Origin of the sequence: Haladaptatus sp. W1 (assembly GCF_001723155.1) — an archaeon.
Lineage (GTDB): Archaea > Halobacteriota > Halobacteria > Halobacteriales > Haladaptataceae > Haladaptatus > Haladaptatus paucihalophilus.
Genome location: NZ_MEIH01000404.1, coordinates 1 through 11,884 on the forward strand (window position 1 = coordinate 1; position 11,884 = coordinate 11,884).

8 protein-coding genes and 2 pseudogenes are annotated in these 11,884 nt (G+C 53.6%); 5 read left to right on the top strand and 5 right to left on the bottom strand.

Annotated features, from left to right (window positions below):
- Both BG842_RS25605 and BG842_RS25610 read right to left on the bottom strand, forming a co-directional pair.
- Positions 1–839: DUF1254 domain-containing protein (locus tag BG842_RS25605; protein ID WP_069452996.1), on the bottom strand; the 839-nt coding region annotated here is incomplete at its 3' end.
- Between the two features lie 319 nt (positions 840–1,158).
- A complete protein-coding gene (locus BG842_RS25610) occupies positions 1,159–2,292 on the bottom strand; it encodes a DUF1214 domain-containing protein (RefSeq protein WP_069452997.1) in 1,134 nt (377 codons plus the stop codon).
- A 394-nt stretch (positions 2,293–2,686) separates the two neighbouring features.
- Between BG842_RS25610 and BG842_RS25615 the strand changes: the two genes are divergently transcribed.
- Positions 2,687–4,306, top strand: a complete 1,620-nt coding sequence (locus BG842_RS25615) for an MFS transporter (protein WP_256388575.1) — start codon at positions 2,687–2,689, stop codon at positions 4,304–4,306.
- Positions 4,307–4,673: 367 nt separating this feature from the next.
- Entirely contained in the window at positions 4,674–5,366 is a 693-nt protein-coding gene (locus BG842_RS29410; RefSeq protein ID WP_139136273.1) for a hypothetical protein, read from the top strand.
- Positions 5,367–5,505: 139 nt separating this feature from the next.
- Here BG842_RS29410 and BG842_RS25620 read toward each other — a convergent pair whose 3' ends face one another.
- The 3 genes and pseudogenes from BG842_RS25620 to BG842_RS25630 all read right to left on the bottom strand — a co-directional run bounded on the left by BG842_RS25620 (position 5,506) and on the right by BG842_RS25630 (position 9,770).
- Positions 5,506–7,071: a DUF1254 domain-containing protein gene (locus BG842_RS25620; protein WP_217493378.1), complete on the bottom strand. Its 1,566-nt coding sequence runs from the start codon at positions 7,069–7,071 to the stop codon at positions 5,506–5,508.
- A 345-nt stretch (positions 7,072–7,416) separates the two neighbouring features.
- Positions 7,417–9,517: pseudogene (locus BG842_RS25625) on the bottom strand (type B DNA-directed DNA polymerase).
- 4 nt (positions 9,518–9,521) lie between these two features.
- Positions 9,522–9,770 carry a hypothetical protein gene (locus BG842_RS25630; RefSeq protein ID WP_069452999.1) on the bottom strand — a complete coding sequence of 83 codons (249 nt, stop codon included), beginning with the start codon at positions 9,768–9,770 and terminating at the stop codon, positions 9,522–9,524.
- A gap of 650 nt (positions 9,771–10,420) precedes the next feature.
- Here BG842_RS25630 and BG842_RS33360 point away from each other — a divergent pair.
- From BG842_RS33360 to BG842_RS25640, 3 genes and pseudogenes are all read left to right on the top strand, one after another.
- Positions 10,421–10,645, top strand: a complete 225-nt coding sequence (locus BG842_RS33360) for a hypothetical protein (protein WP_083252751.1) — start codon at positions 10,421–10,423, stop codon at positions 10,643–10,645.
- Positions 10,646–11,240: 595 nt separating this feature from the next.
- Positions 11,241–11,507 carry a hypothetical protein gene (locus tag BG842_RS25635; protein ID WP_254663408.1) on the top strand — a complete coding sequence of 89 codons (267 nt, stop codon included), beginning with the start codon at positions 11,241–11,243 and terminating at the stop codon, positions 11,505–11,507.
- A gap of 197 nt (positions 11,508–11,704) precedes the next feature.
- A pseudogene (locus BG842_RS25640) lies at positions 11,705–11,884 on the top strand (hypothetical protein); the annotation flags it as partial.

The window sequence follows — 11,884 nt, forward strand, 5'->3', positions numbered from 1 at the left end:
CCGTCGTTCTGGGCGGGTGTCTCTGTGAGGACTACTGCTTCCGACGGCTCCGGAACGCCGGTCCACCCTGCCGTACTGGCGATGAAAAATTTCACGGGGTCGACCTCGCCGACGTCACCAAACGCGTCCGAGAGGTTGTCTACCGTGAGCGCGACTGTTTTGAGCGCATTGTTGATCTCTTCGAACGATTGCCGATCCCAGTTGGGAATCTCGAATGACCCGGCTGATGACTGATCCACGGCAATCTCGTCCTGGAGTTTCCGAACTTGTTCCAGATCGTCCGGATTGTTTGGGTCAACAAATGTGCGGATCTCGACGCCAGCATACCGACTATCTACCATATCTTGTGTGATCGTGTACTGGCCAGGTTCGTAGACACACATCTTCCCATATTGTTCTTCATTCTGTACATTCATCGACTGATATCGGTCACCGCTGTCTGGTTTGGTGATGGTGACGGGCTCGGTCAGATCGAACACCCCCAATGAGTAGAGCGTGTCACGATTCTCCTCGGGGGCAATCTGCTCATCAATGGGGCCGAGATTTCGATAGTGATAGAACTGTCCGAACCCGCCCTTGTTGACGTTTAGCTGGAATACAGCATGACAGCTGGCGCGTGGATAGTTCGCCCATGTCACTGGGGTCGTCTCGGTTTTGTCTGCTGTCTGTTTCTGGGCGTGTTTCGTGGTCTGGCTCGGCGTGTCTTGGGTAGCACTGGTACTGCTGACGCCCATCGCAAGCAAGCTGGCGAGGCCTGCCCCGCGAAGTGCAGTGCGACGGGTTGCCTGCAGTGGTTCAAATTCCGTTTCAGCCGTTTTGTTGTGTGTGTCTTTGTCCATGGCTCATGTCCCCCCTTCTCTCGTGCGGTGCCCAACAGTACTGCCTCTCCCGACTCACACACCATACGGCAGACTCCTACAAATTCCTGTCTCTAAAATAACATAAATTCCAGCCAGAATGGCAGTGAGAACTGGTAAAATATATGTCCAATCTTGATTCGTTATTGGGGCTGTCTGGGCGCTTCTCGACGGATTCACGACCGGATACGCCGTCGCCTGGTTATACAACCGTTTCAGTTAGGAATGACGACCTGCCATCTTGGCATCCTCCCACGGATATTCACTAAGCTATGGCAATCACAGCGGACTTGATCGCCTGTCACTTCACCAGCTGAGGCTTTGGGAACTGATAGAAGCCGTAGAGAACTTCATCATACGGTTTGTAGAGCCGGACATAATAGATCCATCCGTCTGGCGTGTAGAGGAAGTTCGACTGGTTGGGGTCGCCACCGAAGTGGATCGTGATACTGCCATCAGCGTTCCGCTCTGCGTTCTTGCTGTTGATCGAGTACGCATCGTACTTGTTCTTCTCGAAGTACAGATCGCTGTTGTAGACGCTGATATCCCAGAACGCCTCGGCGGGAACATTATCAAAGGTGAGAGTATATGGTGTTTCGCCATCGTTCTGCGGAGGAGACTCATAGATGAAAAAGTTTTCAGACGCTGGCAGTGCGCCCCAAATTCCGGAGCCGATGAAAAATTGGACAGGATCAACTCCGCCGTCGTCGCCAAATGCATACTCCGGCATTCTGTTCCTTGTGTTCGCAATTGTTTTGAGCGCCCCGGTGATTTTGTCGAGCGAGTCCTGATCCCAATCGGGAAGCGCTAACGTGCCGGACGATGATTGACTTACCTCAATCTTATTTTGTAGTTTCTGGACTTTCTTTATGTCGGCAGTGCTGGTTGGGTCAACAAACGTACGGAATCGGACCTGAATGTACTGTGTCCCCATCTTCTCTCGCGTCAATGTGTACTCACCAGGCTCGTAGATGACCGCCTTCGTGTACCCGTCTTGATCAACGACGTGCATCGACTGGTAGCGATTACCGGTGTCCGGTTTTGTAATGGTGACCGGTTCGGTCAGATCGAAGATCCCAATCGAGGGGAGCACGTCACGATGCTCTACCGCGACGACCTGCTCGTCGATGGGAACGGGCGTTCGATAGTGATAGAACTCACCGAATCCACCCAAATCGGCGTAACTCTTGAAATACCGATCTGTTTGTGCGCGAATGAAATTTGTATAATCGACTGGAATCGAGCCGTTATTTTCTGCCGTCTGTCGTCCCGTCTGATGAGTAGTCGTCCCAGAGGTTTCTTGCTGGGCGCTGGCGCCGCCGACACCCATCGCGAGTAATCCGGCGAGACCCGCTCCTTGAAGCGCGGTTCGCCGTGTTGTCCGTAGCAGTTCGTAGTCCGTTTCAGCCGGTGTGTCTTGGGTCTCGTTGCTCATGGCCAAAGTTTCTCATTCTCTCAATCGTTGCTCAATAGCACTGCCCCATCCAACTCCCACTCTGGTACGACTGCACTCCCTAAAGTAATGAGGACAATATTACATAATATCCTGAGATAATGGTGATAGAGATTGCCGTAACTTCTAGATTGGTTGGGGAACAAACGGATAGCCTGTCTTATCCGCCTCTGACAACCCGAATTGGCATCCTCCTGCCTTTCAAGGCGAGTCTTACTTCTCTGTAACTAACCACGTCCATGTTTTTTGATTGTCAAAGGCGTTAGACCACTGCATGGCCCCAGATGAGTCTACTTCCAACGAGAGTACCCCTTTCACTGCGGATCCGAAGACGAGGTTACAATACTGGGGGCCAGCGGTCGCGGTGACCCTCTCAATGTTCGTTGTGAGTATCAATTCGGCTCTGATGAACGTGGCGGTGCCCGCGATCGTGGCGGAGTTCGACACCACGGTCACCGTGGTTCAGGGGGCGATTTCGTTCTACTCGCTGGTGATAGCCGCACTGGTTCTTCCCGGTGGCAAATTGTCGTCTCTGTACGATGTCAGACGTCTGACGGCAGTCACACTGGTCGTCTATGGCGTCGGGACGCTACTGGCGACCATCAGTTGGGACCCCATCGTGCTCTTCGTCGGCTGGTCGGTCATCGAAGGTATCGCGGCCGCCGTATTACTTCCCTTGACCTACACTGTACTGATGGTCAGTTACGAGGGGGACGACCGTGCGAAGGCGCTCGGCCTGTTGGCCGGCGTGAGCGCGATCGGGGCGGTCGTCGGACCAATCATCGGCGGGTCACTGACGACCTACGCCAGTTGGCGGTGGGGGTTCGCGTTCCAGCTCCTTATTGTGGCGGCGACCCTCTTTTTCGTCCGGTATCTCCAACCGGGGCGACTGAAGGAAACGCGCGGATCGCTGGACGTCGGTGGGGCGGTCCTCTCTATCGTCGGTGCGTCGACGCTCGTCATGGGATTCCTTCTCAGCGGGAAGTACGGGTGGCTACTCGTGAGGCGACCGTTTTTCGTCGGCGACGTGCAGGTCAACCCGTTCGGCACGTCGCCGACGATCTGGTTCCTCGGGGTCGGACTGCTTGCGTTCGCCGCATTCGTCCAGCACGAACGCCGGATGGAACGCGCCGAGCGAGAGCCGCTCGTTTCATTGGACGTGCTGACGAACGGACGTCTCGTATCGGGTGTCGTCACGTACAGTCTCCGTTCGGTTGTCATGGCCGGGTTCATGTTCGTCGTCCCGGTTTACCTCCAAGCGGCGCTCGGCTACACCGCCTTCGAAGCCGGGGTCGCGATGCTTCCGTACTCCCTCGCGACGCTCGTCTTCTCGTCGTTCACGACCGGCTGGCGTGCGTACCTCTCGCCGAGGACGCTCGTCCAGGCCGGCATCGTGGTGATGGGCCTCGGACTGATGCTGTTGTACAGGGGGACGGGGCCTTCTCAGACGATTGTCGGGATGATCGTCCCAATGACGCTCGTCGGAACCGGACTCGGGCTCCTGATGGGGCAGATAATGAATATGACGTTGTCCGCTGTCCCGACCGCGAACTACGCCGAGGCGTCCGGCGTTCTGCAAACGGGCAGTTCGATGGGGTTCGCCCTGGGAACGGCACTCGTCGGTTCGGTTCTGCTCGAACGGTTCTACGGCAGTGTCGTCGACAGCGTCCTGCAAGTGCGGGATGTGACGGTCTCGATGGAACAGCGGTACGAGTTGGTGATCGCGCTCGAAGATGCAGCGGAAACAGCAACCGAAGCCACACAGCAGCAGTTCCTGAACCAACTCATTCCTACACAACGACACTTACTTGAAGACATCTTCAAGGCCGCGATGTTCGACGCTGAGCAGGCGGCACTGCTACTCCTCGTCCTGTTCGTGTTGCTCTTGCTTATCGCATCGACGTTCTTGCCACGACGAGTGCCAGAGACCGACGAATCATCCGAGTCACCCCAGGGAGCACCGAGTGAAAAATCTGAAACGGCCGTGGAGGACTGACCTGAAACGCAAATCGGGCAACCTATACACGAGATGTCGGATAAACGGTCGGTGACTGGTGGATTTCAGCCGTGAGAAACCGCTCGACAGTTGCGTATACATTCCATGGAATCGTACCCACGCTGGTCTTTTTCCATTTACAATCCAAACAATATTTGTTAGATAACTAGAAACATTCTCTGTCATGTCCGGTAGCGTCTTCCCACGATTTGAATATTAATTTCTAATTTCATTTATTGGAAATCGCGTCGTATCCGCATCGCCGTGGAAGCGGAACCACGAAACTCCATCCATTGGGGGTTAGACTGGCCGTCCTGTTCACTGGAGGAAGCAGAGAATGAACCACGAAATACCGATTTCACGTCGAATGGCACTGAAACAGTTCGGAGCGGCAGGCGTATTTTTAACAGGAGAACCAGGAGGACAACGATCTCGACGACAGCAACACTCGAAACCACTCTCGTTTAGAGACGTTCCCGAAGTTGAGATCAATTATGCATACGATTACACGTGGAGGAAGATCGACGAAAATGAGCGTTCTACGAGATTTTGGCTGGTAAATAAGAGCTTCATCTTTTTTAATAAGATGAAGAATAGTGGGTATAATGGAGATCATATTTCTTTTAGTCAAGAAAAAGTGTTTAGTGATTCGTTTGTCGACCATAGTGAGAAAGAGGTTGTAAAGCACCATGATGATGGGACGGAGACGGTAACCCGCAATTATATCAAAGGACCCCAAGTTTCGTGGTCATCCGGTTTATCTCTGGATATCTATCCGAATCGTGGATATTACGTGATCGATGGTCCTGATCCGTCGTATACTGTTCGAGTCACGAAGCAAGGAGAGGGCCAATCAGCGGGGAAGAAACAAACAGAACAGATGTATGGCCCCAGGAGTAGGCAGTCGCTTTCGACGTTCAAACCAGACGATCATAACAGCGCAGGTGGGGGAACCATGGATTACAACGCTATAGAAGGGAGAACAATTCGTGAAATCGATTTTGGTGGGGGGAGGGGCACGGAATCCGCAGCCTGGGTCATACTACCAAAAGTCCGCTGACAAACACGTTTTCGTCATCTGAAATGTCACGTCGAACTGAGATGGCAACTCGAGATCTCTTTTCCCGGACTGCGATACCGCTAGAACTCATCGCTATCCTCCCCGCGTCCGAGTGCGAGGAGACTCCGTGGAGCGTCGGTCACTCCTCCACAGGGACGACCTCGGGCATGTCGTAAGACCCGTCGACCACCGACCAGTAGGGGCCGTAGAACCGAGCCGCAAACCGCATGCCACCGGCGGGGGCTGGCAGCCAGTTTTGCACCTTCTCGGAATCATCCGGTTTCTCGTGTTGCACGTAGATGACGAGTTCGTTGGCTTCTGTGTGCAACAGTCCTGCTTCGAGCATGTAGCTGTTAATACTGTAGCGGTCGAGTTCGTTCTCGACGAAGTAGCCCTGCGCGTCGTAGATCGGAACCTCCCAAAACTCGGTGACCGGTGGGAGGTTGTCGAGGTCGAATGTGATGGTGTATCGCGTCGACCCGTCCAATGGGTCGCCGCTCGCGTCGGTGAATCGAAACCCAGCGACGTGTGATTTGGGTGAGTCAGGGCCCGCATAGCCGAAGTCGGCCATGACGGCCCGGGCCAACCAGTCGGTCCTGAAGTCCCCCGTCGGCGCAAGGACTTGCCAGCCGTTCATGTCGACCAAGCCCTCTTGACCGGTGGTCCTGACGCACTCGAATCCGTTCTCGAACCCGCAGGTCAGTGCCTCCTGTACGTCGTTGTCGAGGGCAGACCACTCGAACTCCAGTCCTGGGCCGATTCCGACCTCTTGCAACCGGTCGAGCATTGCAGCCTCCTTTCGTGAGTCGTCGATGAGCGACATGCTCGGGTCGTTCAGGACGAGGGTGAGGAGGGTGAAGAAATCCGCTGCAGTCTGATTTTCGACCTGCTGCGTCGTGAGGTCCTCCATCCGTGGCACCGTGTCGTAGTCGCCGGGAACGACGGACTGTTCCGCCCGCGGCACGCCCGAGTGGTCGTTCGCGAGCCACTCACTGAGCGGGGTAATAGTCGTCTTTTCATGCAGGTCGTTGACGAAAGCGATTTCGGATTCGTCCGTGGAGTCGCGCAGCGCGTACCGGACTTCGGTTAACAGAGTCTTCGTCGGTGCCTGGACGACATCGGTCGCGGCGAAGTCGCCCGGGATATCGCCCTCGTAGCCGTCTGGCAGAATCAGGTACGACCGCGCGTCGGTGCCGTTAAACTGATTCCCGGCGTAGAGGGGGTAGATCCCGTACTGGTCCATCAACTCCAACGAAAAGTACCGGTCGGTGACCTCGGGCATCTCGATGACGATGGGTTCGTCCTGCAGGTCGAGGAAACCCTGCCCGTACAAGGTGGTGGCATTCGGACTGACGACAGCCGTGAAGTCGGCTGTTATCGGTCGGCCTTCGTTGGGATAGTACAACCGATTGACCCCCACGAAGACGTCGCTGTCCTTCTTCTGCGTGTAATTGAAGCGCGTCTCGTAGAAGATGACCTGCTGGAGGCCGTAAAAGTACGCGTCTTCTGCGATCGATGCCACCCTGGAATCTGTTCTGTCACCTGCAGACATCTCGTTCCGGGGCTGGCTGGCACTGGCACTGCCGATGCCCATCGCAAGTAAGCTGGTGAGTCCTGCCCCGCGAAGCGCGGTGCGGCGGGTTGCCTGCAGCGGGTTGGAATCCGATTCTGTGTCAGCCGTCGTGTCGTGTGTCTCGTTACTCATGGTTAGTGTCTCTCGTTCTCTCGTGTGGTGCCCACAGCACTGTCTCAACCGACTCGCACTCGATACGACGGACTCCTACAAATTCCTGTATATAAAATAACATAAATTCCAGACAGAATGGCGGTGAGAACTGGTTGGCTACCTGTTCAGTATTGATATGAAATCTGTTTTCTGTGTACTGAACAACCTACCCATCTCCTGTGGACGCTCGTGGCTGGCCTTCGTGTTTTGCGATCAGCACGACCGTCGAAATCGGTTATCGGTGGAGAGTTTCCAGCGAGGCCGTGATTTTAGTTCGGTGGAAGAGAAGGGTATACAACTGAGCCAGCCTCTACCTTGTGGTCGTTAGAGATACGATTTGAGGCTAATTTCGACATGACTCGCGAGGAACTGCTCAATGCGTTTCTCACGCCACCCAAGTGGCGATAACACACTCGCTGCCGCACGAACCAACACCTCCCGATAGAATCCAATATCATACTCATCTACCTCCTCACTCGCCAACTTTACTCGCTTCCGCGAGCGCTTCCCGTCATCTACCACTACATACGACACGCTCTGACCAGGCGCACGCACCAACCCCAAATCCGCCGCCCGCTCCAGTGCCGCCACACTCCGCGTGGACTGCGTGTAATCCTCCTTCTTATTCGAAACCCGATTCATGATCACCAACTCGCTCGGATCGACCGCTCCCCGCTCAAGCCGATCAACCCAGGACCGTAATTCCTCACACACCGCCTCTGGATCACGATACTCATCCACCGCTCGAATCAACGCTTTCTGTGCATCATCGATATACGACGGTGTACTCCGCTGACGACACTCGATACCTCGATACTTGTACTCATCTTCACCAGCGACCTTCCCGAAGTACTTCGTCAATGCACCAGCATCTGAATCGCGTAATGGCACAAACGCTATCCAGTCGTAGTGCGCTTCATGTTCGAGTCGAATCTCCACCTCTTCAGAAATCTCCGATACAAGCTCCGAAAGCGACCTCTGTTCCTCCCCCTTGGATTGGCGTCACCCATACGCTATCGACGATCCCATGCACAATCCGCCACCCGTTCTTCTCGAGCACGGCTTTCGTCTCTAACAGAATCTCCCGAGCATACGCGTTGATCGCCTCATGGCACTCGATACGGCCGAACTTCGCATTCGAGAATCCTTGGTAGCCGAAACAGGACACCAAAATCCACTTGATCGCACTCGATTGGCCTTCCAATTCATCGCGATGCTCTTCATCCTCTGTCTCGCGAATTTCGGCTTTGATCGCATCCCGATCCTCGATCAACGGCTCAAGCACGTCCGGAAGATAGCCCCGTTCGTCACAAATCGAATACCCAATGCCCGGCACGTCCTCCCTCCCAGAATGACACTCACACCGGATCTTCTCGGGACTCACGTTCCGCGTGACGATGATATTCGGATACAGCGAGGAGAAGTCGAGTTCGTGGACGTCCTCGTGCAAGCCGACGTCCGGTGAAAGGGTAAACCCACCCCGGTCAGCGTCGTGCAATTGACGCATCGTCTTGAACTTCTCGTGACGCCACGAACGCCATGGAACAAGCACATCTCGCTCCCGTGCTTCCTGTATCTGAATCCCAGTCAGAATATTCCCGATCGACGACCATGCCAACTCCTGCAATGGCTTGCCCGACTGCTCCACGAGATACAGACAGCCATCGAGGTTCGTCTGATTCCACATGAACGTATTCGAGCCATCGATGATCACCCGACCGGGGAGATTGTACCGTGCCGGTGAATGTCCGACTTGGCCGTAACTCTCGTAGGTCGATTCGCCCGCCAACTGCTGCCACCCCGCCCGACGACCCAGTTGGAACTCTACGTCTAGTCGATCGGCCTGCTGGAAGAGAACAGGAATGAGCTCGCTGGTATTCAGAAAAAGTACATCCGGATCAACCGACTCAACTCGATTCGACAATGCCGTTAACACGTCTTCGCCGCTCCCAGTCACTGTCTCATCGTCGATGGTGAGTTCGGTAACCCTCTCACTCGCGAGTTCTGTCTCCGAGACGGCAATCTGCATCTGTGAGAGTTCGTGGGTCGGCAGCGGGTCAATCCCCCCTTCGAGACAGTAGCGAAACTCTCGGGAGAAATCGATGTTGTAACAGCGATACTCACCGGGCGAACCCCACTTACTCACCATTCGTGCCACTGAATTCACCGCCTTGAGATCAACGACATTTACCCGGAGCACTTGTTCAGGATCGTGGCGAAAGCTCACGCGTTCGTCGACGACAGCAACCCGAACAGCGGCAGGATGATCACGGAGTGCAGCACGTGCCGTCGAAAAATCGCCGTCACCATGAACGGACACGTAGATCGTCGGTGTATACGATTCATCGACTTCACACTCCACCCCCGTCTCAGTTACCGACCAGGTGAGGACGTCGCCGTCGACGTAGTCGATTTTGTACACCATGACCTCATCCCTGCCCGTTCAAATCGTCCTCGACGTGATCGAGTCGGTCTTCTAAATCATCGATCTGCAGTTGCTGTTCAAGTAACATCGAGATCAAAATGGGCGTCTCGACGAACAATGGCTTGTGGACCGTGCTGGGATCGGTATGCAACTGAGCATACTCGAAGAGTCGATCAAAGATTGCTTGATCAGTTGGTCGAAGCGCTCGGCGATACTCGTCACATCCCGTCGTGATTTGGCTGGTTTGGCTCATTACAGGTAAACACGACAACCGAGATACTCTTAGGCAAGCCAGGGTCGCTTCCGAATATTCCAATAGATGAAATGTCGATGGAAATCAGTGTGAGTACTGGTCGTGCTGGCCACCAACTATGAAGTAAGACTCAAGGTTCTGCTACCGTCAGTTTGGAGCGAATCAGTACGTCTCTCTCCAGAACGTTCTCTCCGAGATGAGTCTCGAACAGATCCCGGAGTACCGGTCGTCAGTGGCCCAGTTGAATCGTTTCCGATTGGATTTTCCGAAAACACAGTCTCCACCAACGCTTACTCGCAGAAAGGCAAGGAAAGCCGTTGGCAGGGCTCTCACAACCAGCCAAACCTTGAGCGTCGCATGATGGCGTCGGGAAATTGCCTTGACCAGTTGTGAGAGCGCAGTTAGAGCATCGGACGGAGGCATAAAACGCGTTCCGGTAACACAAATGCTGATTGTAGTAACTTACATTCGTAGCCGTTGGTATCAGGTTGCACGTCCCGACAGCTGATCAATTTTGAAACAAAAGATGACCATCTGAGCGTCATAAGTTATAGGTAAGATTTTCAGTGGTTATTTAGTGATAATAGAGAACCTCAAGAGTAGCTATGCAGAACTCTTATGTACCTACACCCCATTTTATAGAATAGATTATGACAGGATATTATGATCTCATTCTCGGCTTGATCCCACTCGCATTGATTGGTGTTACCGGCGCAGTCAGTGCTGCTGGGCTTTCATTGGCAGCTGCAGTTCCTGTCGGTGCAACCGTCTCTGTGCTCCTCATCGGCCATGCACTATTCGTTAATGGACCCGTCGATATTTCTCCTGAATCGACAAAAGTTGCTCCCACTCCCCAGACAAACTCAGCTGACTGAGTTCTCATCTTTCCGACCTGGCTTTTACTATGACCCTTCGAAACCCGCTTCGTGAGCATCTTTCACACGAATAGATTCGACTTGGTCGTTATGAAAATAATGAGGAGATAACAGCCGTTACCACACTCCGTTTACGACAGTTTGACCGACCATATTGAAGGGGTCTGTTCAATTCGGCCAGTCTGGATCCAAGATGCTAGACAGTGTTGGCGGAACTCAGCACCTGCTATCCGTTTCCGATTCGGATTTCCGAAATCCGACTGCTCAATACAGAAATCACTGAACAATAGAGACACTCACGTATCGGAACGGACAGCGAGGGAAAGGGAGAGGTAACCCTCACACCCAAGCACGAGCCATTGTCGGGTGATGGCGCCAGACGATGGCATCGTACTGGCCAGTGTGAGAGCGTATCTTCACCAATGACCCGAAGGATAAAATAAGTTCATCAGACATTGATTGATTTTATTAGATGATTCGGTCAAATAACCGTGCTATGTATATCGAACTCAATTTCTAGCGTCTCTTTCTTTCAACCTAGTGAGTTCTGCGGTAAGCAGCCGTTACTCAAGTTTCTGGAGAGCTAGCAGAAAGTATGAACAGCGACACAATGAGAACGAAAACGACTAGTTGGTTCGGGTCCATCATAAACCACATTGGCCCGAATCCACCACCGCAATACGCATTGGTCGCCTCTGAGACGATTGATTTCGACTCATCGACTTCAGAGCTTGTTGCTGGTGTCGTAGAAGCACTCATTGATGTGATCGAGCCGGCAGGTGGCCAGACCACGCTCTCGCTGTACGAATACGTGGACCCAGATGCGCTCGAAGACATCATTACAGCAAGTGCATCGAAATAGAGCGACGTTGAGGTGCGATTCACAGTCAAGGACTATCTCGTCACAGTTCGGAGCGACAATACCGTCCTCGTCTACGAACCGCTCAGGGCCTGACGATAACAGGAGAATCTCGATCCGAACCGCGATGACAGGATTTGAGAATGAAATACAGACAGGTGAGAAAGGTTATCTCGCCGTGCTCCATGCGACCAGATACGATGATCGATGGTGTTGAAGAAGAGGTTGATATGCTTGACCGGCATTTGGAGGTTCTTCAGATGGTTGTGAACAACGAACCGATCGGGATTGTGAAGATGTCGAATGAATTGGGCTATGACCATCACGAAATACGCTATTCGCTTCGAATACTCGAAGAAGAGAATTTGATCGAGCCCACA